Genomic DNA, 24,794 nt, shown 5'->3' with positions numbered 1-24,794 from the left:
CAGATGCCGAAACGGACAGACATCCAGCACGTGCTCGTGATCGGCTCCGGGCCGATCGTGATCGGGCAGGCGTGCGAGTTCGACTACTCGGGCACCCAGGCCTGCCGCGTGCTGCGGGAGGAAGGCCTGCGGGTCAGCCTGGTGAACTCCAACCCGGCGACGATCATGACCGATCCGGAGTTCGCCGACGCCACCTACATCGAGCCGATCACCCCCGAGTTCGTCGAGCAGGTGATCGCCAAGGAACGCCCGGACGCGATCCTGGCCACGCTCGGCGGGCAGACCGCGTTGAACACCGCGGTCGCGCTGCACGAGCGCGGTGTGCTGGAGAAGTACGACGTCGAGCTGATCGGCGCGGACATCGACGCGATCCAGCGCGGTGAGGACCGGCAGAAGTTCAAGGACATCGTCGCGCAGATCGGTGGTGAGACCCCGCGCAGCCGCGTGTGCCACTCGATGGACGAGGTCCGCGAGACGGTCGCCGAACTCGGCCTGCCGGTGGTCATCCGGCCGTCGTTCACGATGGGCGGCCTGGGGTCGGGCATGGCGCACACGCCCGACGAGCTGGAGCGCATGGCGTCGTTCGGCCTGGCGGAGTCGCCGGTGACCGAGGTGCTGATCGAGGAGAGCGTGCTCGGCTGGAAGGAGTACGAACTCGAGCTGATGCGCGACCGGCACGACAACGTGGTGGTTGTCTGCTCCATCGAGAACATCGACCCGATGGGCGTGCACACCGGTGACTCGGTGACCGTCGCCCCGGCGATGACGCTGACCGACCGCGAGTACCAGCACATGCGCGACGTCGGCATCGACGTGCTGCGCGCGGTCGGCGTGGACACCGGTGGCTGCAACATCCAGTTCGCCATCCACCCGGACAACGGCCGCATGGTCGTCATCGAGATGAACCCGCGCGTGTCTCGCTCCTCGGCGCTGGCGTCGAAGGCCACCGGGTTCCCGATCGCCAAGATCGCCGCCAAGCTGGCGATCGGCTACACGCTCGACGAGATCACCAACGACATCACCGGCGAGACCCCGGCCAGCTTCGAGCCGACCCTGGACTACGTCGTGGTCAAGGTGCCGCGGTTCGCGTTCGAGAAGTTCCCCGGCGCGGACAAGACGCTGACCACGACGATGAAGTCGGTGGGCGAGGCCATGTCGCTCGGTCGCAACTTCACCGAGGCCCTCGGCAAGGCGTTGCGGTCCATGGAGACCAAGGCCGCCGGTTTCTGGACGACGCCGGACCCGGACGGCGCGACGCTCGAGTCCACTCTGGAGCAGCTGAAGACCGGGCACGACGGCAGGCTGTACACGGTCGAGCGCGCTCTGCGGCTCGGCGCGACGGTGGAGCAGGTGCACGACGCGTCCGGCATCGACCCGTGGTTCGTCGACCAGATCCTGTCGTTGGTCGAGCTGCGGTCGGAGATCCTCGACGCCGCGGTGCTCGACGAACCGTTGTTGCGCAGGGCGAAACGCGCCGGCCTGTCGGACCGCCAGGTCGCCGCGCTGCGGCCGGAACTGGCGGGGGAGGACGGTGTGCGGGCGTTGCGGCACCGTCTCGGCATCCGTCCGGTGTTCAAGACCGTCGACACGTGCGCGGCGGAGTTCGCCGCGAAAACCCCGTACCACTACTCGGCCTACGAGTCCGACCCCGCGGCCGAGACCGAAGTCGCGCCGCAGCGCGAGAAGCCGAAGGTGCTGATCCTCGGCTCAGGACCCAACCGCATCGGCCAGGGCATCGAGTTCGACTACTCGTGCGTGCACGCCGCGATGGCGTTGCGCGCCGACGAGTACGAGACCGTCATGGTCAACTGCAACCCGGAAACCGTGTCCACCGACTACGACACGTCCGACCGGCTGTACTTCGAGCCACTGACCTTTGAGGACGTTCTCGAGGTCGTGCACTCCGAGCAGGAGTCCGGCACCGTCGCGGGCGTGATCGTGCAGCTCGGCGGTCAGACACCGCTCGGCTTGGCGCAGCGCCTCGCGGACGCGGGCGTTCCGATCGTCGGCACACCACCCGCCGCGATCAACCTGGCCGAGGACCGCGGCGCGTTCGGTGACGTGCTGACCGCGGCCGGGCTGCCCGCGCCGCGCTACGGCACCGCGACCTCTTATGAAGGTGCGAAGGAGATCGCCGACGAGATCGGCTACCCGGTGCTGGTCCGGCCGTCCTATGTGCTCGGCGGACGCGGCATGGAGATCGTGTACGACGACTCCACGCTGGCCGACTACATCGCGCGGGCCACGGAAGTCTCGCCGGAGCACCCGGTGCTGGTCGACCGGTTCCTCGACGACGCCATCGAGATCGACGTCGACGCGCTGTGCGACGGCGACGAGATCTTCATCGGCGGCGTGATGGAGCACATCGAGGAAGCAGGGATCCATTCGGGAGATTCGTCCTGCGCTCTGCCGCCGATCACGCTGGGCCGGACGGACCTGGAGAACGTCCGCCGTTCGACCGAGGCGATCGCCAAGGGCGTCGGCGTGCGGGGCCTGCTCAACGTGCAGTACGCGCTGAAAGACGACCAGCTGTACGTGCTGGAGGCCAACCCGCGCGCGTCACGGACGGTCCCGTTCGTGTCCAAGGCGACGGCGGTGCCGCTGGCGAAGGCCGCTGCTCGGATCATGCTCGGTGCGACCATCAAGGAACTGCGCGACGAGGGCATGCTGCCGCCGTCCGGCGACGGCGGCGAGTTGCCGTCCGACGCCGCGGTCGCGGTCAAGGAGGCCGTGCTGCCGTTCCACCGGTTCCGCACGCCGGAGGGACAGGGCGTGGATTCGCTGCTCGGCCCGGAGATGAAGTCCACCGGTGAGGTGATGGGCATCGACACCTCGTTCGGCAAGGCCTTCGCCAAGTCGCAGACCGCGTCCTACGGTTCGCTGCCGACGTCCGGCCGGATCTTCGTGTCGGTGGCCAACCGCGACAAGCGCGCGATGATCTTCCCGGTGAAGCGGCTCGCCGACCTCGGGTTCGAGATCGTCGCCACGCAGGGCACGGCCGAAGTGCTCCGACGCAACGGGATTCCTTGCTCCGAGGTGCCCAAGCACTTCGAGGCGCCCACCGGCTCGGTGCGCAACGCGGTGAGCGTGATCCTGGACGGCGAGGTCGTCATGGTGATCAACACGCCGTACGGCAACAGTGGACCGCGAGTGGACGGTTACGAGATCCGCACCGCCGCCGTCGCGCGCGACATCCCTTGCGTGACCACGATCCAGGGCGCCGCGGCGGCTGTCCAGGGCATCGAGGCCCTGATCCGGGGCGAGATCAGCGTCCGGCCGTTGCAAGCCTTGCAAGCGGCGTTGAAGGCGCAAACCGGGAGCACCACGTGACGCAATCGGGGAGCAATTCTCAGAGCAATTCCGCGAGCGCACCGACGCGTGCTCCGTTCGGTGCGCGGCTGACCACGGTCGTTTCGCAGCGTGGCCCGTTGTGCGTCGGCATCGACCCACATCCCGGTCTGCTGACGCAATGGGGTCTGGCGGACGACGCGAACGGGCTCGAACGGTTCGCGATGACCTGCGTCGAGGCGTTGGCGGACGAGGTCGCGGTCCTCAAACCACAGTCGGCCTTCTTCGAACGGTATGGCTCGAAGGGCATCGTGGTGCTCGAGCGGGTCATCGCGGAGTCCCAAGAGGCCGGAGCGATCGTCCTGCTGGACGTCAAACGCGGCGACATCGGCTCCACCATGGCGGCCTACGCGGCGGCGTACCTGACCGACGGTTCGCCGTTGGCCGCGGATGCCATAACACTGTCACCGTATCTCGGATTCGGCTCTCTCGAACCTGCGTTGCAGGCGGCGGAGAAGTCCGGACGGGGCGTTTTCGTCCTCGCTCTGACCTCGAACCCTGAGGCGCCCGAGATCCAGCGTGCGCTCAACGGCCCACGCAGCATCGCGCAAACGGTCGTCGACGCTGCGGCCGAACGCAACGCCGGTGTTCGGCCGATCGGTGGAATCGGTCTTGTCGTCGGGGCCACCATCGGGGCTCTTGGCGTGGACCTGGACGCCCTCAACGGACCGTTGCTGGTGCCCGGCTTCGGGGCACAAGGGGGCACGCTGTCCGATATCCGGACACTCTTCGGAAAATCCCTGCATAACGTGCTTCCGGCCTCGTCACGGGACGTCCTCAAGGCGGGCCCGGAGGTGTTCGCGCTGCGTAGCGAGGCCCTCCGGACCCGTGACGCGATCGTGTCGGCCACGGGTCACCATTGATGTACCACGCGTGATCTGCGCAGGATCGGCGACCCACGTTGTCCTTGACCCGGGCGTGTCGGTACGGTCGCCAGCACCCGATCCGGAAACACCCACCCCACGGAGGAAATCGTGGCCCTTCCCCAGCTGACCGAGGAGCAGCGGGCCGCAGCGCTGGAGAAGGCGGCTGCCGCTCGTCGGGCCCGGGCTGAGCTCAAAGAGCGACTGAAGCGAGGCGGCACGACCCTCAAGGACGTGCTCGCCCAGTCCGACAGCGACGAGGTCTTGGGCAAGATGAAGGTGACCGCACTGCTGGAGGCCCTCCCCGGCGTCGGCAAGGTGCGCGCCACCCAGATCATTGAGCGGTTGCAGATCGCCCCAAGCCGCCGCCTCAGGGGTCTCGGCGACCGGCAGCGCAAGGCGCTGCTCGCCGAGTTCAGCGGCGAGTGACTGGCAGTCACTTGAGTGCCGGCGAGCCGGGGACGGGTGTGCGCGCCCGGCCCCGGCTCACTGTTGTGTCGGGTCCGTCCGGCGTCGGCAAGTCCACTGTGGTGGCACAGCTGCGCAGGCTGGACCCGAGCATCTTCTTCAGCGTCTCGATGACCACCCGCGGACAGCGGCCCGGCGAGGTCGACGGCGCCCACTACCACTTCGTCGACCGTGCGCGGTTCGACGAGATGGCGGCGCGCGGCGAGTTCCTGGAATGGGCCGAATACGCGGGCAACTGTTACGGCACGCCCCGGCAACCGGTGCTCGACGCGCTGGCCGCGGGACGGCACGCGATCCTGGAGATCGAACTTCAGGGCGCGCGGCAGGTTCGTGCCGCGATGCCCGAGGCACAGCTGGTGATGCTCGTGCCACCGTCCTGGGAGACCCTGGTCGGCCGGTTGACCGGCCGTGGCACCGAGGATCCCGAGGTGGTCAAGCACCGTCTGGCCGTGGCCGAGAAGGAACTGGACGCGCAGGGCGAGTTCGACGCGCTGGTGGTGAACACCGACGTGAAGCAGGCCGCGGCCGAGTTGCTAACCTTGATGACCGGTACCGATGTCTGAAAACCCCTGGAGTTCCTCTTGACCACCGAGCTGGGCGCACTGGGCGAGCCGACCACCAACCTGGAAGGCATCACCAACCCGCCGATCGACGACCTGCTTGACAAGGTCAGTTCGAAGTACGCGCTGGTGATCTACGCCGCCAAGCGTGCCCGCCAGATCAACGACTACTACGCGCAGCTCGGTGAGGGCCTGCTGGAGTACGTCGGCCCGCTCGTCGAGCCGGGCCCGCGGGAGAAGCCGCTGTCCATCGCGCTTCGCGAGATCCACTCCGGCCTGCTAGAGCACACCGAAGGCGAGTGACCACCCCGGCTTCTGGCCGGCCCCGGGTGGTGCTCGGGGTCGGCGGGGGCATCGCCGCCTACAAGGCCTGTGAGGTCCTTCGCCGGCTGACCGAGTCCGGTCACCGGGTACAGGTGTTGCCCACCGAATCGGCGTTGAACTTCGTCGGCAAGGCGACGTTCGAGGCGCTGTCACACCAGCCTGTCTACACAGGCGTTTTCGAGGACGTCCCCGAGGTCGCGCACGTCCGCATCGGCAAGGAAGCCGACCTCGTCGTGGTCGTCCCGGCGACGGCCGACCTGCTGGCCAAGGCCGCGCACGGGAATGCCAACGACATGCTCACCGGCACGCTGCTCACCGCGAGGTGCCCGGTGCTGATGATCCCGGCGATGCACACCGAGATGTGGGAGCACCCGGCGACGCAGGACAACGTCGCGCTGCTGCGCTCACGCGGCATCGTCGTCACCGAACCCGCCAGTGGCCGCCTGACCGGCACCGACACCGGCAAGGGGCGGTTGGCCGACCCCGCGGAGATCGTCGACCTGGCCCGGTTGCTGCTCGCCCGTGCCGACGCGTTGCCGCGTGACATGGTCGGCAAGCGTGTCGTGGTGTCCGCCGGCGGGACACGTGAGCCCCTGGACCCGGTCCGTTACCTGGGCAATCGTTCGTCCGGCAAGCAGGGCTACGCGCTCGCGCGAGTCGCCGCGCAGCGGGGCGCCCAAGTCACCTTGGTCTCCGCGCACACCGTCGCGTTGCCGGAACCTGCGGGCGTGGACATCGTCAATGTCGGCACCGCGCTCGAGCTGCGTGACGCCATGCACAAGGCCGCGGCCGAGGCGGACATCGTGGTCATGGCGGCCGCCGTGGCCGACTTCCGGCCGGTCAGCAAGGCCGAGCACAAGATCAAGAAGTCCGACAGGGACCCAGACCCGGTCCTGCTGACCCGCAACCCGGATGTGCTCGCCGAACTGGTCGCCTCCCGTGCCGAGGGCAATCTGGACGCGTACATCGTCGGGTTCGCCGCCGAGACCGGCGACGACCAGGGCGATGTGCTCACGCACGGGCGCGCGAAACTGGCGAGGAAGGGCTGTGACCTGCTCGTCGTCAACGCCGTGGGCGAGGGCCGGGCGTTCGAGGTGGAGGACAACGCCGGATGGCTGCTGGCCGCGGACGGCTCCGAACGGCCTATCGGACTGGGTTCAAAAGCGCAAATGGCGGCCGGTATCTGGGACTTCGTCATGAAGTCCAGCACTTCTCGAACGGCTGGGTGAATCCTTCAGTAGGCTGATCCATGCAGCTCATCCGTGATGAAGTGAGGGGTAATGGCGACAAACAAGGCCAGCCGGCTGTTCACGTCGGAGTCGGTCACGGAGGGGCACCCGGACAAGATCTGTGACGCCATCAGCGACTCGATCCTGGACGCCCTGCTGCGCAAAGACCCACGGAGCCGCGTCGCGGTCGAGACGATGGTGACGACGGGCCAGGTCCACGTGGCCGGCGAGGTGACCACCGAGGCGTATGCGGACATCCCGTCCATCGTGCGCGACAAGATCCTCGAGATCGGCTACGACTCCTCGGCCAAGGGCTTCGACGGCAACTCCTGCGGCGTGAACATCGCGATCGGGGCGCAGTCACCCGACATCGCCCAGGGTGTGGACACCGCCTACGAGTCCCGTGTCGAGTCGGCCGACGACGAGATCGACCGCCAGGGTGCCGGTGACCAGGGCCTGATGTTCGGCTACGCGTGCACCGACACACCGGAACTGATGCCGTTGCCGATCGCGCTCGCGCATCGGCTCTCCATGCGACTGACCAAGGTCCGCAAGGACGGTGACCTGCCGTACCTGCGCCCGGACGGCAAGACCCAGGTGACCATCGAGTACGCCGGTGACCAGGCCGTCCGGCTCGACACCGTCGTGGTGTCCTCCCAGCACGCCGAGGGCATCGACCTCGAGCGCCTGCTCGGTGTGGACATCCGCGAGCAGGTCATGGAGCCGGAGATCGCCGGCCTGAGCCTGGACACGTCCAGCGTGCGCCTGCTGGTCAACCCGACCGGCCGGTTCGTCATCGGCGGTCCGATGGGCGACGCGGGCCTGACCGGCCGCAAGATCATCGTCGACACGTACGGCGGTATGGCGCGGCACGGTGGTGGCGCGTTCTCCGGCAAGGACCCGTCGAAGGTGGACCGTTCCGCGGCGTACGCCATGCGGTGGGTCGCCAAGAACGCGGTGGCGGCGGGATTGGCTTCGCGAGTCGAGGTCCAGGTGGCGTACGCGATCGGCAAGGCCGCCCCGGTCGGCCTGTTCGTGGAGACCTTCGGCACCGAGACGGTGGACCCGACGAAGATCCAGGCCGCCATCTCGGCCGTGTTCGACCTGCGTCCGGCCGCGATCATCCGCGACCTGGACCTGCTGCGGCCGATCTACGCGCCGACCGCGGCGTACGGTCACTTCGGCCGTCCGGAGCTGGACCTTCCTTGGGAGCGCACGGACCGTGCGGAGGCCCTGAAGCAGGCCGCCGGTCTCTGACCGTTTTCCGTCACGTAACGGCGCGGGCGATTTCCGCCCGCGCCGTTCGTCGTTTTCAGGATTCTGCAGCGACCGGGGCCTGGAACAGGCGCTGCGGTCTTCGGCCATCCGGTTGCGGCCGTCGGCACGCGCGTGGCCTGGGCGGAGATGGTCGTGGTGAAAGCCTCTGGTAAACCTCAGGGCGTGGTCAACGCGGGTAATCGGAACAAAGGCGAACGGCAGCCGGCTGCCGACCTTCCGGTTGCCCGTGTCTACGTCGACGTGCCGCTGGCGCACCTGGACAAGACATTCGACTACTTGATCCCCGCGCAGCTGGACGACCAAGTAGTCCCCGGATGCCGGGTGCGAGTGCGGTTCTCGGGCAGGCTCGTGGACGCCTACGTGATCGAGCGAGCGGCGGAATCCGAGCACCCGAAGCCGATGTTCCTCGAAAAGGTGGTGTCGCCCGAACCGGTATTGGCGCCGCAGATCGCGCAGCTGGCCAGAACCGTGGCCGACCGGTACGCCGGCACCATGATGGACGTGCTGCGGCTGGCCATCCCGCCGCGGCACGCGCGCGCCGAGGCGGCGCCGTCGCCGGACCCGGTCGACGTCGACCCGCCGGCGGAGACCGGCTGGGGCCGTTATCCGCGGGGCCCGGCGTTGCTTGACGCTGTGAAGGCCGGTCGAAACGCCCATGCGGTGTGGCAGGCGTTGCCGAACGACGACTGGCCGCGGCGGTTGGCTGAGCTCGCGGTGACGGTCGCGGCGACCGGCCGAGGCGTGGTCATGGTGGTTCCCGACTATCGCGATGTCGCTCGTTTGCACGCCGCGTGCCTCGCCCTGGTCGGCAAGGAACGGGAGTCGGCCGTTGTGGCGCTGTCGGCCGATCTGGGGCCCTCTACGCGGTACAAACGATGGCTTTCGGTGCTCAGAGGGTCCGCGCGGATCGTTCTCGGCACCCGGGCGACCGCGTTCGCACCCGTCAAAGATCCCGGACTGGTCGTCATCTGGGACGACGGTGACGACCTGCACGCCGATCAGCGCTCTCCTTATGCACACGTTCGCGAGGTGCTGACGCTTCGAGCGCATCAGACCGGTGCCGCGATGGTGATCGGTGCGTTCGCCAGAACAGCCGAGGCTCAATTGCTCCTGGACACCGGCTGGGCGCACGAAGTGATCGCGGCTCGGGACGAGGTCAGGAAGTCAGCCCCGAGGGTGACCGCGATCGGCGAGACCGACGTCCAGCTGGCTCGCGACCCCGCCGCGCGGGCGGCGCGCCTTCCGTCCGTCGGCTTCGAAGCCGCGCGCGGTGCACTCGCGGCAGGTGCTCCGGTCTTGGTCCAGGTACCGCGACGGGGTTACGTACCCGCGTTGGCGTGCGCGCAATGTCGCGCGCCCGCACGTTGCCGCAGGTGCGCGGGACCGCTCGCGCTCCCCGGCGGGCAGGACGACGGTGTGGCGCGTCCAGCAGCGTGCCGCTGGTGCGGTGCGGCTGAAGCGGCATTCCGGTGCGGCAACTGTGGATCACGCCGTTTGCGAGCGGTCGTGGTCGGGTCCAAGCGGACCGCGGAGGAGATGGGCCGTGCGTTTCCCGGCGTGCCTGTCCGGACGTCGGGCGCCGACGAAGTGCTCGCCACGGTTTCCAGCGCACCCGCGCTCGTCGTTTCGACGCCCGGCGCCGAACCAGTCGCCGAAGGCGGTTACGGTGCCGCGCTGTTGCTGGACAGTTGGGCGTTGCTCGGTCGCGCGGACCTGCGGGCGACCGAAGAAACGCTGCGGCGCTGGATGGGCGCGGCGGCCTTGGTCCGCCCTGGTGTGGACGGCGGGCGAGTGGTCGTGGTGGCGGACTCTTCATTCGCTCCCGTTCAGGCGTTGGTGCGCTGGGACCCGGCATGGCACGCCGCACAGGAATTGGCCGCGCGGGCCGAGTTGGGTTTCCCGCCCGCGGTGCGGATGGCGTCAGTGGACGGATCGCCGGACGCGCTCGCCGACTTCCTGGAGCACCTTCTCTTGCCGGAGCCGGCGGAAGTGCTGGGTCCGGTGCCGATCAGCGAGACGAATGAACGTGCGTTGATCCGCACGCCGCGCACCGACGGCCGTTCGCTCGCCGCCGCGCTGGCGGTCGCTCAGAAAGAACGAACGGCGCGGAAGGAACCGGAGTCCATGCGGGTCCGGCTGGATCCGCTGGAGCTCGTCTGATTCGTGTCCCGGCCCTGCACCAGCCAGGACCGATCGACACCTTCTGGTTTTCAGGTTCGATCGGCGCGTGACGAACAAACCGTCGCCGGTGAATTCGGGCCTCACAGTCTCGACTCCGTCGGCCGCTTTGTCGATCAGCGCCGACGCGCAGTTGAACCCGTTCCAGGGGCGACCATGCGAACCAGCATGCAACTCGGCGTTGTGCGCATCCGTGTGCAGATCGGCCTGCAGGCTTATGGTGGTCACATCTATTAGATGACCGCGGCGGGGTAACAACGTTGCGTCCCGAAACTCGCACGGTTCAGCCCAACGCCGCATGCGAAGTGGCGGTGCCAACTCCTACTGTCGACAGCAGGACGGGCCGTCACTGGAGGCAGGCGTGAGCGAAGCCCAGCTCGGCACCCGGGAGTACGTGTTGGCCGCCACCCAGGTCGATCAGCTGGTCGACCGGTTGACGGTAGGCGTCGAGGAAGAGTTCCTGCTGGTCGACGTCGAGTCGGGCCGGCTGGCCGACCGTGCCCCGGACATCCTTTCGGACGCCGACGGTCAGGGGCATGATCTGCAGCCCGAAATCACGCTGAGCCAGGTGGAATCGGCCAGCGGCATCTGCATGACGATGCCTGAGCTGCGCGCACAGCTGATCGGAGCTCGGCACCTGCTGGCCGAGGAGGCTGAACGGCACGGAACGTGGCTGATCGCCACCGGGGCGCCGGTGCTGGGACGTGAGTCGCCCAACGCGCTGACGCCGTTGCCGAGGTATCACCGGATGACCCGGGAATTCCGTGCGCTCATCGCGGATCTGCCCGTGTGTGGTTGCCACGTGCATATCGGTCTGCCTGATGACGAGGCCCGGGTGGTGGTCTGCAACCACATCCGCTACTGGCTGCCAACGCTCCTGGCGGTCGGTGCTAATTCGCCGTACTGCAACGACACCGACACCGGATATGCGAGTTGGCGGTACTTGATGTGGAGCCGATGGCCTTCGGCCGGCGCACCACCGTGGTTCGAATCGGCGGCCGACTACTACTCGGCGCGAGAACGGGTCGTCGCCAGCGGCGCGGCGATGGACCTGGGAATGCTGTATTGGGACGTGCGGCTTTCCGCCCATCAGCCAACCGTCGAGGTCCGAGTCGGCGACGTCGCGCCGACAGCGGACGACGCGGTGCTGATGGCTGCGTTGGTTCGCGGCATCGCGGCCACCGCGTTGGCGTCGGGTGCGTGTGCGCCTGACGTGCCGCAGCACGTTCTGCGCCCGGCGTTGTGGCGCGCGGCTCGTGACGGCTTGGAAGGGCTGGGCGTGGATCTCGTGACCGGGGAACTGGCTCCGGCCGCGGACCTGGCAGGCTCATTGGTTCGTTGGATCCGTCCGGCTCTCGAAGTGTCCGGCGACTACGAACTCGTTGACGAGTCTTTGGCCCGTTTGGTGCTGGACGGATGTGGCGCGGCCCGGCAACGCGCGGCCTTCGCCAGAACCGGATCGTTGGGCGGTGTTGTCGAGTTCCTGCACGCCCAGACGAAGTCCGGCTGACCCGTGGCCGTTTACCGGTCGGTAGGCGGACGATCATGCAGCTCCGCTGCCCTCCCGACCGGACGGTAGGCTCTCAGGTGATGAGCATTCGTGAGGTGTCGATCCGGGACGACTCGATCAGGCTTGGCCAGTTCCTCAAACTGGCGGGGCTGGCCGAGGACGGCGGCCACGCCAAGGACCTGATCGAGGCGCAGGACGTGCTGGTCAACGACGAGGTCGAGGTCCGCAGGGGCAGGCAGTTGCGGCACGGCGACGTGGTCGACGTCGACGGCGAGAAAGCCCGCTTGGTCGCCAACGGTTAGCTAGACGAGTTCGGCGATGTTCACCCTGCGCCGCAGCCGGGCCAACGCCCGGTGTTGCGCGACGCGAACGGCGCCAGGCGTCGAGCCGACCGCCGCGGCGGTCTCCTCAGCGGACAGACCGACGACGATCCGCAACACCAGGATGTCGCGTTGCCGGTTCGGCAGGAAGCTCAGCAGTTCGTTGATCCGCTTCGCCGCCTCGCCCTGCAACACGTGCTGAACCGGGCTGCCCTCGTTTTCGGGGACGTCCGGGATGTCCGCGACCGGTTGCTCCCGGTTGCGGGCCACAGCTCGATGCGCGTCGGCGACCTTGTGGGCAGTGATGCCGTACACGAACGCCAGGAATGGACGTCCCTGATATTCGTAACGGGGCAGTGCGGTGAGAACCGCGAGGCAAGCCTCCTGCGCGATGTCGTCGGCAGAGGTATACGACCGTTCCCCTCGGCCGACGCGGGCGCGGCAATAGCGCACAACCATGGGCCGGATCGTCGTCAGCACCCTGCCAATTGCTTCAGGGTCGCCGTTGACCGCCGCCGGAACCAGGGCGTCGAGGTAGTTGACCAAGTTCGTAGCCATCACAGTCGATTCTGATCCGCCGCGACGGCCGGACGGCAGAGCCAGAAGCCATCGCCGGAATGATGACTTTCGGCCCTACTGGCCACCGGGCCAATCCTGTGGCAGCCAGTTCACCGCGTACCAGAGATCCATCCGGTGCTGCGCCTGCGACAGGTCCACGTGCAGTGCCCGCTCGATCTGGCCGATGCGGTGCCGGACGCTGTTGCGATGTACGTCCAGCGCGGTGGCGCTGCGGTCCCAGTTGCCGTGATTGGCCAGCCACACCCGGAGCGTCTCCACCAATTGCCCCGGGCCGGGCGAGCGTATTTCGGTGAGCGGTGCCAAAGTGCGCCGAGCGAATGCACGCGCCTGCGCCGGGTCGATCAACGACGAAACGCTCTCTGACTCGTTGTCGGCACTGACCGGATGGCCGGAGGCTGCGGCACGGCGTCGGAGTGCGACGGCCTCACGTTCCGCGGTTCGTAAGTCGGCGACGCCGACGACACCACTCATGCCGACGAGCCAACCGCGCTTGTGCAGCGTGTCCAACGCGGTCGGTGACGGTGCGGAGCGCGCGGCGACGATCGCACGAAAGCTGCCGCCCGCGAGATCGACCAGGGGAGTACCGAGCAACTGGACGAGCTGGGCGAAGTCGCTGTCCAGGTCGGTCCTTTGCCCGTGGCGCACATCGACACCCGCTAACACCCGGTAGTCCTGACCTGCGCGGTTGTCCAGCAACGCGGCGAGCAGATCACCGGTCGACTCGGCGGCCGAGCCGGCGGCCAGAAGCAGCCGGGCCGACAACCGGGACGCGTGACCGCGTGACGTATCGGTCTCGCGACGGAGCAGGCCGATCATCGCCAGAGCCATCGCCACGACCGCCCGGTCACCGACGCTGAACGCACGATTGCGTCCGACAACGAGCACGCAGGACAAGTCGACGGGGTACAGAACGACGTGATCGCCACCAAGGTGCGTGCTCGCGCTTCGCGGACCCGATCCGCCACGCAACCGGGAAGCCAAAGACAGCAGATCATCGGATGGTTCGGGCGCCAGTCCGGACCGGGTCACGACCGTGCCTTCCGAATCGAGCAACATCGCCCAGCCGGTGAGCGAGGTGGCCAACGCGCGGACGGTCGTCTCGATCGGCCGGGGACGGGTCGCGGCGCGCGTCAGATTGCGCTGGCCGTCGGCGATGACCCGGAGTTCGACGTTCTGCGCCTCGGCAAGCGCATTGCCGACAGCTTGGCTGACGGCCAGGAACGGCGTGCGTTCCGGAACGGCGAGTAAAGGCAGATCACGGTCGCGGCACGCCTTGACCAATTCCTTCGGCACCGCGTCGTACACCGGGCTCATCCCGAACCCCAACGCCGTCACACCTGCGTTGACCAGGCTTTCCACGTACGCGTCGATTTCCGCTGGGGTGCGCGGGAAGTTCACGCCCGCGGTCAGCAGCAGCTCCTGACCCAGTAAGTACGGCACCGGATCGCGCAGTTCGCTGACGTGCGCCCAGCAGACCGGCCGGTCCAGCCGGGATTTGCCGGCCCGGACCTCCAGGCCTAACTCAGCGCGGCTGACCAACGCCCGCAGCGGGATGGTCCTGAGCACCATGGCACGCCTCCCCCGGCCGGTTCGTCCAACGGTGACTGGCCAGATTGTGCAGAACAACCTCTGAACGAGACCAGCCGCGGCTCTCTACGGTGACCGGAACGAAACGCCACGCGTCGGAGATCGACATGGCCCTCGACAACGCAGTGATTGTGGCCTACCTGCTTGGCATGGTCGCGATGGGGTGGTGGGGCATGCGCAGGGGCCACCACTAAGAGCGAATATCTGGTGGCTGCGCGACGGCTGGGTGGCCCGATGTACTCGGGCACGATGTCCGCGACCGTGCTGGGTGGCGCGTCGACGGTCGGCGGCGTGGGCCTCGGTTACCAGGTCGGCATCTCCGGCGCGTGGCTTGTTCTCGCTATCGGCCTGGGCATCCTGCTGTTGTCCGCCGCCTACGCCCGACGCATCCAGCGGCTGAGGAGGTCTACACGGTCTCCGAAATGCTCGACATTCGCGACAGGGAGTTGACGAGGCTCGATTTTGTCGCGCCGGCCGAATCCTTCGGCGTCCCGGCCGTCCAGACGGCACCGCAACGACTCCGGGCCGACCTGGCCGATGCTCTGTCCGCGGACGGACCGCGGGTCGTTGTCCTGCCCGCATTGCTGAAGATGTTCGCCCCGACCCAGCTGGAGCACAGATGAACACCCTCGACCTGCTCGACCCCTTCCCGGGCACGCGGTTGTCCACTGTGGAGAAAAGGTTCGGCGACCGCGGCTTCTTCCTGGAACCGACCGTCGTTTCCGGAGTGCGGCAGGACGACGAGATCGTCCAGGAACAGGTGTTCACCCCCCGGTCGTCACCGTTCTGCGGTTCGGTATCGAAGCCGAGGGTTTGACCAGCGCGAACGACGTTCCGCAAGGACCGGCGTCCTCGGTGTGGACAACCGACGTCAGCTGTGCCGCCCGAGCTCGAATTCGGGTGCGTCTGGGTGGGCACCCACGGCCCGCTTGTCTCGGAGATGCCGCACGGCGGGTTCGGCAAGGATCTGTCCGCGATCGGCTGGAGGACTACACGCGCGTCAAGCAGGTGAAGACCAAGCTGGGTTGAGATCGTCACGCGGGCGAGGCAGAGTGGGCCACCTCAGTCGTCTGTGGGAGGTCACGTCGTGCGCAGGTCAGCCGCCCTAGTCGCGTTGCTCACCGCAACAACCGTGCTCGTCGGCGGAGCGGAGGTGGGTGCGAGCCCCAGCCGGTCCAAGGTTCCTGAGGCGACCGGTTACGGCGGGGCGGTGGCCAGTATCGACGCTGACGCCACGGCGATCGGCATCTCCGTGCTGCGCCGAGGTGGCAACGCCGTCGACGCCGCGGTTGCCACGGCGGCGGCGCTCGGCGTCACGGATCCGTTCTCGAACGGCATCGGCGGTGGCGGATTCTTCGTGTTCTACGAGGCCCGCACCGGCAAGATCCACACGATCGACGGTCGCGAGACCACACCAATGGCCGGTTCCGAAACGATGTTCCAGGAGAACGGGGCGCCGATCCCGTTCGCCGAGGGCGTCACGAGTGGGCTAAGTGTCGGTGTGCCCGGTACGCCGCGTACGTGGCAGCGGGCGTTGCAGTTGTGGGGACGCAAGTCGCTCAAGGACGTGATGAAGCCCGCGGAACAACTGGCCCGCCGCGGTTTTGTCGTTGACGAAACCTTCCGCAACCAGATCACCAACAACGCGGCTAGATTCTCCGCGTTCCCGTCGACCCGTGACCTGTACTTGCCGGGCGGACAGCCGCCCGCGGTGGGCACGAAGTTCCGCAACCCGGACATGGCCAACACCTACCGGGAACTGGCCGACACCAACCTGAAGTCGTTGTACCGCGGTCCGATCGGCAAGGACATCGTCAAGACCGTGCAGCAGCCGCCGAAGGACCCGGCGTCCACTTTGAACGTCCGGCCCGGCAAGATGACCGAGGCGGACCTCGCCCGTTATGACGCTCCGCTGCGTGCGCCCAGCAAGACGACCTACCGCGGGCTGGACATCTACAGCATGGCGCCGCCGTCATCTGGCGGCACGACCGTCGGCGAGGCGCTGAACATCCTGGAGACCAAGGACGTCAGCAAGCTGTCGAAGGTGGACTACCTGCACTACTTCCTCGAGTCGACGCGGTTGGCGTTCGCGGACCGTAACCGATGGGTCGGCGACCCCGCGTTCAGTGACGTGCCGACGAACGAACTGCTCTCGCAGCGCTTCGCCGACTCCCGTGCCTGCCTGATCAACCCGAACCAGGCCCTCACGAGCCCCGTCGCGCCTGGCGATCCCCGCAACCCGCAGCCGTGTGCGACCGCTGGTCAGGGTGCGCCCGCGGAGATCGGCAGCCAGCACACCACGCACCTGACGACCGCTGACGCGTGGGGCAACGTCGTGTCGTACACGCTGACGATCGAGTCTGAGGGCGGCAACGGGATTGTCGTGCCGGGACGTGGGTTCTTGCTCAACAACGAGCTGACCGACTTCAACTTCGCGCCGTTGGTCCCCGGCGTGCCCGACCCGAACCTGCCCGCGGCCGGCAAGCGTCCGCGTTCGTCGATGGCGCCGACCATCGTGCTGCGCGACGGCAAGCCGTTTCTCGCGACCGGTTCGCCCGGCGGCGCTTCGATCATCACCACGGTCACCCAGGTGATCACCGGGCGAGTGGATCGGGGTATGACGCTCAAGAACGCGATCGCGGAACCACGGGCTTCGCAGCGCAACGCGGCACTGGCCCAGGTGGAGAAGGAGTTCCTGGCGCAGCCCGAGGCGGACCCGCTGATGAAGCGCGGGCAGGGCTTCAACGTCCAGGCCGCCGCCGAGATCGGTGCGGCGACCGGTGTGGAGCGTTTGCCTGACGGCCGCTGGATCGCGGCGGCGGAAACTGTGCGGCGTGGCGGTGGTTCGGCCGCTGTGGTGATTCCGGCTCGCTGGTAGCGGCTTCCGGACAGGAATCGGGGAAAGCGCCCTGACACGCGTGTCAGGGCGCTTTCTCGCGTGAAACGACGTTTCCCGCGTGGACTGGTTGCGGTCAGGTGACGAAGCTTGGTCTAGACCTTGAGTTGATCACTGGTCTGGACCAATAACTGTTCCGTGTGGTCTTCCTGCCACAACCCTGCCCCCCTGCGAGGAAGAGGCCCCATGTCATCGAGACCGTCAGCTCGGCGACAGCGGTTCGGCGTTCTGCTGGCCGCGACAACACTCGCCTTGACCGGCTTGTCCGGCACCGTTCTGCCCGGAACGGCGCAAGCCGCCGCCACCCCGACCGCGACGTTCAGCAAGGTGTCCGACTGGGGCACCGGCTTCACCGGCCAGGTCGTCGTCAAGGCCGGCGACAGCACCCCGCTCAACGGCTGGACCGTCAAGTTCGACCTGCCCGCGGGCACCAGCATCGGATCGGCCTGGGAAGCCGGCATGACCCGCGTCGGCGACAGTTACACGTTCGTGAACCGCTCCTACAACGGAAATGTGGCAGCGGGTGCCACGACAGCTTTCGGGTTCAACGGTTCCGGCCCCGGCTCGCCGGTCAACTGCACCGTCAACGGCAGTCCGTGTGACGGGTCCTCCGGCACGCCGGACACCGAAGCGCCGAGCGTGCCTTCTGGTTTGACCGCGGGCGCGCCAACCAGCAGCACTGTTCCGCTGAGCTGGACCGCGTCGACCGACAACATCGGCGTGAGCGGTTACGACGTCTTCCAGGGCGACTCGACGACCCCCATCGGCACCGCGACGTCGACGTCGTTCACCGCCGGAGGCTTGCAGCCGTCGACGACGTACACGTTCCGGGTGCGGGCGCGCGACAAGGCCGGAAACGTCTCCGCGTTGAGCGCGCCGGTGTCGACGACCACGAAGGAGTCCGGAGACCCCGGTCCTGGTGGCAAGCGCAAGATCGGCTACTTCACGCAGTGGAGCGTCTACGACCGCGCGTACTACATCAAGAACCTCGACACCTCGGGTTCGGCCGCGAAGCTCACGCACATCAACTACGCGTTCGGCAACATCGACTCCGCCGGGCGGTGCTTCCAGGCCAACCAGCTCGGCCAGGGCGACGCGTGGGCGGACTACCAGCGGCGCTTCACCGCGGACCTGACCGTCAACGGCCAGGCTGACACCTACAACCAGCCGCTGGCGGGCAACCTCAACCAGATCAGGCAGTTGAAGGCCAAGTACCCGCACCTGAAGGTCAACCTGTCGCTCGGCGGCTGGACCTGGTCGAAGTACTTCTCCAACGCGGCGCTGACCGCGGCCTCGCGCCAGGCGCACGTCTCGTCGTGCCTGGACATGTGGATCAAGGGCAACCTGCCGCAGATCGGCGGCGAACCGCAGGGCGGTCCCGGTTCGGCGGCCGGTGTCTTCGACGGCATCGACCTGGACTGGGAGTGGCCGGGCAGTGAAGGCAACGTCGGCAACGTCGTGCGTCCTGAGGACAAGCAGAACTTCACGCTTCTGGTCCAGGAGTGGCGGCGGCAGCTCGACGCGTACGGCAGCACGACCGGAAAGCACTACGAGCTGACCGCGTTCCTGCCCGCTGACCCGGACAAGGTGACCGCGGGCTTCGAGGTGAGCCAGATTTTCGCCTCGCTCGACTTCGCCACGTTGCAAGGTTATGACTTGCACGGCGGTTGGGAGACGGTGACCAACAACCAGTCCGCGCTGCGGCTGCCTGCCGGCGACCCCGGCCCGAAGCCGTACAGCATCGAGATCGCCGCGAACGCGTGGACCAGCCAGGGAGCACCCGCGAACCGGCTCGTGTTGGGCGTGCCGTTCTACAGCCGCGGCTGGACCGGGGTGACCAACGCCAACAACGGGCTGCACCAACCGGCGACCGGACCCGCGCCCGGCCGTTATGAGGCGGGCATCAACGACTACAAACTGATCAAGCCATTGCTGGGCAGTGGCTACCAAGTGCACCGAGACGCTGCGGCCGGTCATTCGTGGCTGTTCAACGGCAGCACGTTCTGGACGTACGACGACCCGGTGGAGATCGCCAGGAAGACCGCGTGGATCACCAGCAACGGGCTGGGCGGCGCGATGATCTGGTCCATGGACGGTGACACCCCGGACGGTGAGCTGATGACCGCCGTGCACCAGGGCATCGGCTGATTACAGCGTGCGGGATCCGCGCTGCGCGGATCCCGCACCCGTCACCTGAAGATCATCAAGCTGCTGGTGGCGGAGGCGAGCAGGCGGTCGGTGGCGTCCGTCATGCGCGCTTCCGCCAGCGCCGTCCGGCGACCGACGTGCGCCAGCGTGCCCACGCATCGGATGGCACCGGATTGCTCGGTGATCGCTCTGAGGAATTTGACCGAGAGGTCGAGCGAGGTGTACCCGACGCCCGCGGGCAATGTGGTGTGCAACGCACATCCTGCCGCGCTGTCCATCATGGACGCGGTGAATCCGCCGTGGACGATGCCCGAGCCGTTGTACATGTACTCGGCCGGTTTGACGGCGAAGACGACACGGCCGGTCTCGACCTCGATCAGGTCGAGACCGAGGGTCTGGATCATCGGTGGCGGCGGGATCTCCCCGGCCAGCAGGCCGCGCATGATCTCCAGACCCGGCAGGTCCGGCGGGGACGCGGGCTCCTGCCAGTGATACGTCCGGGTACGGGTCGTCATGATCGCCTCTCTGCCGTGCCGGCCCACTGCCGTTGGTAGGCCCGGTCCTCGAAAGTCAGCCGTTCGCCGCACGTGGTGCACACCGTCATCTCGGTGCTCCTGTGGCCGGCTGACCGGTGGACGAAGAACATCTCGACGTGGCGTTCGGGCGCTTGCGTGTGCTGCTCGCCCCAGCGGGCCAACGCGTCGAGCACGGGGAGGAGATCCGCGGCGGCGTCTGTGATCACGTACTCCTCGTGCGTCCGCTGTTTGCCGCGGTACGGGGAGCGCCGCAGCAGTCCGGCGTCGACCATCTGACCGAGGCGCCGGGTCAGCACGTTGTCGGCGACCTGGAGACGTTCGCGGAACTGCTCGAACCTCGTCGCGCCGAAAAGCGCCTCCCGGAGCACCAGCAAGACCCAGGGATCGCCGACGACATCGAGTGATCGGGCGATCGGGCAAGGGTGTTTCGACCAGTCCTGACGCAGCACGGGGACGCTCCTCACATTGACTTGCTCGAAGCAAGTGTACTCGAAGTAGGCTTGCTTCAAGCAAGTCAACAAGGAGGTTGGCCATGAGGGACGCTGTGATCGTCGACGCGGTCCGCACGCCGATCGGTAAAGGCAAGGCCTCGGGGGCGTTGGCGAGCGTGCACCCCGTCGACCTGCATGCGCATGCTATCCGGGCGCTCATCGACCGAACCGGGATCGACCCAGCGCTGGTTGACGACGTGCTCTCCGGCGCCGTCGGCCAGATCGGCGAGCAAAGCGGCAACACCGCCCGGTGGGCGGCGCTCGCCGCCGGACTGCCGGACTCAGTGCCGGCCGTCACGGTCGACCGGCAGTGCGGCAGCAGTCAGCAGGCCATTCACTTCGCCGCGCAGGGCGTGATCGCCGGTGCGTACGACGTCGTGATCGCCTCAGGGATCGAGTCGATGAGTCACGTGCCGATCGGCAGCCAGCGTGACGGCCGCGATTTCTTCGGTTCGCAGGTCGCCGCCCGCTACCCGGACGGACTCGTGCCGCAAGGCATCAGTGCCGAGCTGATCGCCGCTCGCTGGGGATTGAGCCGGGCCCAGTTGGATTCGTTCGCCGCCACGAGTCATCAACGCGCTGCCGCGGCGTGGGCTGACGGCCGGTTCGACCGTGATGTCGTGCCGTTGAAGGTCGGCGCCGACGAGGTGCGGATGGACGAGTCGGTCCGTCCGTCGACCACTGTGGATGTTCTGGCCGGACTGAAACCGGCGTTCTACGACGACTACTGGGCCAGGCGCTTTCCGGAGATCGGTTGGCACGTGACCGCGGGCAACTCGTCGCCGGTCAACGACGGCGCCGCCGCGGTCCTGATCACCAGCAGCGAGACCGCCCAGCGACTGGGCCTCAAGCCGCGCGCCAGACTGCACAGTTTCGCGGTCGTCGGCGACGATCCCCTGCTGATGCTCACCGGCATCATCCCGGCGACCGCCAAGGTGCTCGACCGTGCGGGCCTCACGCTCTCGGACATCGACGCGTTCGAGGTCAACGAGGCGTTCGCCAGCGTTGTGCTCGCATGGCAAGCGGAAACAGGCGCTGACCTGGCGAAGGTGAACGTCAACGGCGGAGCGACCGCCATCGGTCACCCGTTGGGTGCGAGTGGCGCGCGGTTGATGACGACGTTGCTGTCGGTTCTGGAACAGAACGGCGGCCGGTACGGCCTGCAGACCATGTGCGAAGCCGGAGGGCTGGCGAACGCCACGATCGTCGAACGTATTTGAACGTTGATGGTCCGGAAACGTGCGGCGCCTTCCGCGACATCCAGTTCGGGAACCTCAACGTGGCCGGTGCGGAGGAGGCGGCTATCGGCACTGTGTCGATGGGCGGCGTCATGGCCGAGAACGTCACAGACGAAACATCAAGCTGGACCGCGTCGGCGATCTTCATGCACGTCGGCAAGCGGTCGCGCTGCCTGGGCAAGATCCGCGACATCACGTCGAGAGGCGGGGCGCCATGCACCACCCAACCGGTCGGTAGGTCGTTGAACGCCGCGTTGCCGCGCTGGTCGCCTGTGAAACCGTTCTCTGACGGTCCGTAGAATCGACCGTCGTGACCATCCAACCGATCAGGCTTTTCGGCGATCCGGTGCTGCGCACGCGCGCGGACGAGGTCGTCGAGTTCGACAAGGAGCTCCGCACGCTCGTCCAGGACCTGTGGGACACCATGGAGTCACAGGGCGGTGCCGGGCTCGCTGCCCCTCAGCTGGGTGTGGGCCTGCGGGTGTTCACGTATCACTGTGACGGGTTCGCCGGGCACATGGTCAACCCGACGTGGAACGCGATCGACGACGAGTGTCAGGACGGCGACGAGGGTTGTCTGTCCATCCCGGGTTTCACCTGGGAGACGCGGCGGATGCGCAACATCGTCGCGACCGGGTGGAACATGTACGGCGAACCGATCGAGATCGAAGGCACCGACCTGCTGGCGCGCTGCATCCAGCACGAGACCGACCACCTCGACGGCGTGCTGTTCCTCGACCGGCTCGACCAGGAGACCCGCAAGCAGGCAATGCGGGAGATCCGCCAGGCGTCGTGGTTCACCGGCGCGATGCCGGCGATCAAGCAGGATCCGCACGCGCTGTTCGGAGGCTTCTAGAACCATGCGGCTGGTCTTCGCCGGGACGCCGGAGCCCGCGGTCCCCACTCTGCAGGCGCTGATCGACTCACCACGCCACGAGGTCGTCGCGGTGGTGACCAGGCCGGACGCGCCCGCGGGCCGCGGTCGTCACGTCGTGCGGTCGCCTGTCGGCGCGTTGGCCGACGAGCACGGCATCGAGGTGCTCATGCCGCAGCGTGTCAAAGAGCCGGAATTTCTGGAGCGGTTGACCGAGATCGCTCCGGATTGCTGCCCGGTTGTCGCCTACGGGGCCTTGCTGCCTCAGGTGGCGCTCGACATCCCGGTACACGGCTGGGTGAATCTGCACTTTTCGTTGTTGCCCGCATGGCGGGGTGCGGCGCCGGTCCAGGCTGCGATCAGGGCCGGTGACGAGATCACCGGCGCCAGCACGTTCCGGATCGTCAAAGAGTTGGACGCCGGGCCGGTCTTCGGTGTGCTGACCGAGCCGATCCGCCCGCACGACACCGCCGGAGTGCTGCTGGACCGGCTGGCGGTCGCGGGCGCCGACCTGATGGTGTCCACGTTGGACGGTATTGAGGACGGCACGATCCGCGCGGTGGAGCAGCAGGAGGCCGACGGCGTCAGCTACGCCTCCAAGATCACTGTGGAGGACGCGCACGTCGACCTCACCCAGCCGGCGATCGCGGTGGACCGGCTGGTCCGCGCGGTCACGCCGGATCCGGGCGCGTGGGCGCAGTTCCGGGGTGAGCGGCTCAAACTGGGGCCGGTGACGGTCGCTGCCGCCGAGGCGCTGCCGCCCGGTGAGGTCAAAGTGGAACGCAAACGTGTGCTCGTCGGCACCGCGACGCAACCCGTGCGGCTGGGCGATGTCCAGGCGCCGGGCAAGAAGAAGATGGCTGCGACCGACTGGGCGCGCGGCGCCCGGGTCGAGCAAGGAGAACGATTGTCTTGACGCACCGACCGTCCCGGCCACGGCGGGCGCACCCACCACGGCGCCGCGAGCCGTCCGCTCCTCGGCCACCGATGGACGACCAGGCTCGTCGCGCGGCGTTGGACACGTTGCGCGCAGTGCGCGACCGTGACGCGTACGCCAACCTCGTGTTGCCTGGACTGCTCCGGGAACGGCGGATCACCGGTCGTGACGCGGCGTTGGCCACGGAACTGGCGTACGGGACATGCCGGGCGATGGGCTGGCTGGACCAGGTGATCGCGGCGTGCTCGGACCGGCCGCTGTCCCAAGTGGACAAGCAGTTGCTCGACGTCCTGCGGCTGGGTGCCTACCAGCTGTTGCGGACCAGGATTCCCGCGCACGCCGCTGTGTCGTCCACTGTGGATCTGGCGCGGTTCGACGTCGGGTCCCGGCTGGCCGGGTTCGCCAACGCGGTGCTGCGCAAGGTCGGCGAGCACACCGAGGACGACTGGGTGGCCAAGCTGGCGCCCGCCCGTGAGGAAGACCCGATCGGGTACTTGGCGACGGCGACCGCCCACCCGCGCTGGATCGCGCGCGCGTTCGCGGACTCGCTCGGCGACAAGGGCGAGAGCCTGAAGGCCGCGTTGGAAGCCGACGACGACCGGCCGGCCGTGCACCTGGTCGCCCGGCCGGGCGAGATCACCGCGGAAGAGCTTGCCGCGATCACCGGCGGCGACGTGGCGCCTTATTCGCCGTACGGCGTTCGGCTGGAGGCGGGGGCGGGTGATCCGTCCGACATGGAGCCCGTCCGGGAACGCTTCGCCGGGGTGCAGGACGAAGGCAGCCAGTTGTGCGCGGTCGCTTTGACACGGCCGGCGTTGACCGGATCCGACGAACGGTGGCTGGACCTGTGCGCGGGCCCGGGCGGTAAGGCCGCGCTGCTCGGTGCGTTGGCCGGGTTGAGTGGCGCGACCGTCGACGCGGTCGAGAAGGCCCCGCACCGGGCGCGGCTCATCGAGAACGCCACCGAGGGGCAGCCGGTCACCGTGCACGTGACCGACGGCCGGGACACCGGTTTCGAACCGGGCAGTTTCGACCGAGTGCTCGTGGACGCTCCGTGCACCGGCCTCGGTGCGTTGCGGCGCAGGCCGGAGGCGCGCTGGCGGCGCCAGCAGTCGGACGTCGGCGATCTGACCAAGCTCCAGCGCGAACTGCTGCTTTCCGCGATGGACCTGGTCCGGGTCGGCGGGGTGGTCGCGTACGTCGTGTGCTCACCGCACTTGTCCGAGACCGTCGGTGTCGTGGGCGACGTGGTGCGCCGGACCAAGGCGGAGCAATTGGACGCGCGCGAGTTCTTCCCCGGCGTGCCCGATCTCGGCGGCGGCCCCGACGTGCAGCTCTGGCCCCATCTGCACGGCACGGACGCGATGTACTGCGCGATGATCCGGAAGATTTAGGCGTGACGCGATCGCGCTGATTGCTCCGAGAAGCCT

22 protein-coding genes and 2 pseudogenes are annotated in these 24,794 nt (G+C 67.9%); 20 read left to right on the top strand and 4 right to left on the bottom strand.

Going from position 1 to position 24,794, the window contains the following annotated elements; all coding sequences use genetic code 11:
- Positions 1–3 precede the first annotated feature (3 nt).
- From carB to GC106_RS07930, 10 genes are all read left to right on the top strand, one after another.
- Entirely contained in the window at positions 4–3,330 is a 3,327-nt protein-coding gene (carB, locus tag GC106_RS07975; RefSeq protein ID WP_173126078.1) for a carbamoyl-phosphate synthase large subunit, read from the top strand.
- Positions 3,327–4,211 carry an orotidine-5'-phosphate decarboxylase gene (gene pyrF / locus GC106_RS07970; RefSeq protein WP_173126075.1) on the top strand — a complete coding sequence of 295 codons (885 nt, stop codon included), beginning with the start codon at positions 3,327–3,329 and terminating at the stop codon, positions 4,209–4,211. Before carB ends, pyrF begins: the two co-directional genes overlap by 4 nt.
- A 111-nt stretch (positions 4,212–4,322) precedes the next feature.
- A complete protein-coding gene (gene mihF, locus GC106_RS07965) occupies positions 4,323–4,640 on the top strand; it encodes an integration host factor, actinobacterial type (RefSeq protein WP_033390147.1) in 318 nt (105 codons plus the stop codon).
- Between the two features lie 38 nt (positions 4,641–4,678).
- Complete coding sequence (gene gmk / locus GC106_RS07960) at positions 4,679–5,242, top strand: guanylate kinase (protein WP_312872529.1); 564 nt, start codon at positions 4,679–4,681, stop codon at positions 5,240–5,242.
- An 18-nt stretch (positions 5,243–5,260) separates the two neighbouring features.
- Positions 5,261–5,542 (top strand): DNA-directed RNA polymerase subunit omega, encoded by a 282-nt coding sequence (gene rpoZ, locus GC106_RS07955; RefSeq protein WP_033390145.1) that lies wholly within the window; start codon positions 5,261–5,263, stop codon positions 5,540–5,542.
- On the top strand, positions 5,539–6,792 hold the full coding sequence (coaBC, locus tag GC106_RS07950; RefSeq protein WP_376777715.1) for a bifunctional phosphopantothenoylcysteine decarboxylase/phosphopantothenate--cysteine ligase CoaBC: 1,254 nt from the start codon (positions 5,539–5,541) through the stop codon (positions 6,790–6,792). The genes rpoZ and coaBC overlap by 4 nt, the downstream gene beginning before the upstream one ends.
- Before the next feature lie 51 nt (positions 6,793–6,843).
- Positions 6,844–8,049 carry a methionine adenosyltransferase gene (metK, locus tag GC106_RS07945; RefSeq protein WP_173126069.1) on the top strand — a complete coding sequence of 402 codons (1,206 nt, stop codon included), beginning with the start codon at positions 6,844–6,846 and terminating at the stop codon, positions 8,047–8,049.
- Between the two features lie 156 nt (positions 8,050–8,205).
- Positions 8,206–10,230, top strand: a complete 2,025-nt coding sequence (locus GC106_RS07940) for a primosomal protein N' (protein ID WP_312872528.1) — start codon at positions 8,206–8,208, stop codon at positions 10,228–10,230.
- Positions 10,231–10,609: 379 nt separating this feature from the next.
- Positions 10,610–11,758: a carboxylate-amine ligase gene (locus GC106_RS07935; protein WP_312872527.1), complete on the top strand. Its 1,149-nt coding sequence runs from the start codon at positions 10,610–10,612 to the stop codon at positions 11,756–11,758.
- An 80-nt stretch (positions 11,759–11,838) separates the two neighbouring features.
- Positions 11,839–12,060 carry an RNA-binding S4 domain-containing protein gene (locus GC106_RS07930; RefSeq protein WP_173126059.1) on the top strand — a complete coding sequence of 74 codons (222 nt, stop codon included), beginning with the start codon at positions 11,839–11,841 and terminating at the stop codon, positions 12,058–12,060.
- Here the strand turns inward: GC106_RS07930 and GC106_RS07925 are convergent, their stop codons facing one another.
- Both GC106_RS07925 and GC106_RS07920 read right to left on the bottom strand, forming a co-directional pair.
- A complete protein-coding gene (locus GC106_RS07925; RefSeq protein WP_173126056.1) occupies positions 12,061–12,636 on the bottom strand; it encodes a sigma-70 family RNA polymerase sigma factor in 576 nt (191 codons plus the stop codon).
- Positions 12,637–12,711: 75 nt separating this feature from the next.
- Positions 12,712–14,226, bottom strand: a complete 1,515-nt coding sequence (locus GC106_RS07920; protein WP_173126053.1) for a PucR family transcriptional regulator — start codon at positions 14,224–14,226, stop codon at positions 12,712–12,714.
- Positions 14,227–14,351: 125 nt separating this feature from the next.
- On the opposite strand from GC106_RS07920, the pseudogene GC106_RS07915 reads away from it, so the two are divergent.
- The 5 genes and pseudogenes from GC106_RS07915 to GC106_RS07895 form a co-directional block, all read left to right on the top strand.
- A pseudogene (locus GC106_RS07915) lies at positions 14,352–14,681 on the top strand (sodium:solute symporter family transporter); the annotation flags it as partial.
- Positions 14,667–14,867: a hypothetical protein gene (locus tag GC106_RS07910; RefSeq protein ID WP_217280277.1), complete on the top strand. Its 201-nt coding sequence runs from the start codon at positions 14,667–14,669 to the stop codon at positions 14,865–14,867. The pseudogene GC106_RS07915 and the gene GC106_RS07910, both read left to right, overlap by 15 nt.
- A gap of 22 nt (positions 14,868–14,889) precedes the next feature.
- Positions 14,890–15,273, top strand: a pseudogene (locus GC106_RS07905) (aldehyde dehydrogenase family protein); the annotation flags it as partial.
- A 43-nt stretch (positions 15,274–15,316) separates the two neighbouring features.
- The gene (gene ggt, locus GC106_RS07900) at positions 15,317–17,122 is read left to right on the top strand and encodes a gamma-glutamyltransferase (RefSeq protein WP_376777714.1); all 1,806 of its coding nucleotides are present in this window, start codon (positions 15,317–15,319) and stop codon (positions 17,120–17,122) included.
- A 204-nt stretch (positions 17,123–17,326) separates the two neighbouring features.
- Entirely contained in the window at positions 17,327–19,288 is a 1,962-nt protein-coding gene (locus GC106_RS07895; RefSeq protein ID WP_173126047.1) for a glycoside hydrolase family 18 chitinase, read from the top strand.
- A gap of 41 nt (positions 19,289–19,329) precedes the next feature.
- On the opposite strand, the gene GC106_RS07890 is transcribed toward GC106_RS07895, so the two are convergent.
- Positions 19,330–19,803 carry a PaaI family thioesterase gene (locus GC106_RS07890; protein WP_173126045.1) on the bottom strand — a complete coding sequence of 158 codons (474 nt, stop codon included), beginning with the start codon at positions 19,801–19,803 and terminating at the stop codon, positions 19,330–19,332.
- Complete coding sequence (locus GC106_RS07885) at positions 19,800–20,273, bottom strand: winged helix-turn-helix transcriptional regulator (RefSeq protein WP_217280188.1); 474 nt, start codon at positions 20,271–20,273, stop codon at positions 19,800–19,802. Before GC106_RS07885 ends, GC106_RS07890 begins: the two co-directional genes overlap by 4 nt.
- An 83-nt stretch (positions 20,274–20,356) precedes the next feature.
- Here GC106_RS07885 and GC106_RS07880 point away from each other — a divergent pair, with 83 nt between their 5' ends.
- Genes GC106_RS07880 through GC106_RS07860 form a run of 5 tightly spaced genes read left to right on the top strand, consistent with a single transcriptional unit; the run spans position 20,357 to position 24,758 of the window.
- A complete protein-coding gene (locus GC106_RS07880; protein WP_173126039.1) occupies positions 20,357–21,535 on the top strand; it encodes a thiolase family protein in 1,179 nt (392 codons plus the stop codon).
- Positions 21,536–21,594: 59 nt separating this feature from the next.
- Positions 21,595–21,852, top strand: coding sequence for a hypothetical protein (locus GC106_RS07875; RefSeq protein ID WP_173126036.1), 258 nt, complete (start codon positions 21,595–21,597; stop codon positions 21,850–21,852).
- 11 nt (positions 21,853–21,863) lie between these two features.
- Complete coding sequence (gene def / locus GC106_RS07870; protein WP_173126033.1) at positions 21,864–22,409, top strand: peptide deformylase; 546 nt, start codon at positions 21,864–21,866, stop codon at positions 22,407–22,409.
- 4 nt (positions 22,410–22,413) lie between these two features.
- Positions 22,414–23,343, top strand: coding sequence for a methionyl-tRNA formyltransferase (gene fmt / locus GC106_RS07865; RefSeq protein ID WP_173126030.1), 930 nt, complete (start codon positions 22,414–22,416; stop codon positions 23,341–23,343).
- Entirely contained in the window at positions 23,340–24,758 is a 1,419-nt protein-coding gene (locus GC106_RS07860) for an RsmB/NOP family class I SAM-dependent RNA methyltransferase (RefSeq protein WP_246365090.1), read from the top strand. Before fmt ends, GC106_RS07860 begins: the two co-directional genes overlap by 4 nt.
- The last annotated feature ends 36 nt before the right edge of the window (positions 24,759–24,794 follow it).

The organism is Kibdelosporangium persicum (genome assembly GCF_013280595.1).
Taxonomy (GTDB): Bacteria; Actinomycetota; Actinomycetes; order Mycobacteriales; family Pseudonocardiaceae; genus Kibdelosporangium; species Kibdelosporangium persicum.
The sequence above is the reverse complement of the archived record's forward strand: the minus strand, read 5'-3'. Positions and strand labels throughout refer to the sequence as shown.

What these genes read in the sequence shown, in the direction of transcription:
- carB (WP_173126078.1), top strand. Translation starts at nt 4, where the DNA reads ATGCCGAAACGGACAGACATCCAGCACGTGCTCGTGATCGGCTCCGGG.
- metK (WP_173126069.1), top strand. Translation starts at nt 6,844, where the DNA reads ATGGCGACAAACAAGGCCAGCCGGCTGTTCACGTCGGAGTCGGTCACG.
- GC106_RS07930 (WP_173126059.1), top strand. Translation starts at nt 11,839, where the DNA reads ATGAGCATTCGTGAGGTGTCGATCCGGGACGACTCGATCAGGCTTGGC.
- GC106_RS07925 (WP_173126056.1), bottom strand. Translation starts at nt 12,636, where the DNA reads ATGGCTACGAACTTGGTCAACTACCTCGACGCCCTGGTTCCGGCGGCG.
- GC106_RS07920 (WP_173126053.1), bottom strand. Translation starts at nt 14,226, where the DNA reads ATGGTGCTCAGGACCATCCCGCTGCGGGCGTTGGTCAGCCGCGCTGAG.
- GC106_RS07910 (WP_217280277.1), top strand. Translation starts at nt 14,667, where the DNA reads ATGCTCGACATTCGCGACAGGGAGTTGACGAGGCTCGATTTTGTCGCG.
- GC106_RS07895 (WP_173126047.1), top strand. Translation starts at nt 17,327, where the DNA reads ATGTCATCGAGACCGTCAGCTCGGCGACAGCGGTTCGGCGTTCTGCTG.
- GC106_RS07890 (WP_173126045.1), bottom strand. Translation starts at nt 19,803, where the DNA reads ATGACGACCCGTACCCGGACGTATCACTGGCAGGAGCCCGCGTCCCCG.
- GC106_RS07880 (WP_173126039.1), top strand. Translation starts at nt 20,357, where the DNA reads ATGAGGGACGCTGTGATCGTCGACGCGGTCCGCACGCCGATCGGTAAA.
- fmt (WP_173126030.1), top strand. Translation starts at nt 22,414, where the DNA reads ATGCGGCTGGTCTTCGCCGGGACGCCGGAGCCCGCGGTCCCCACTCTG.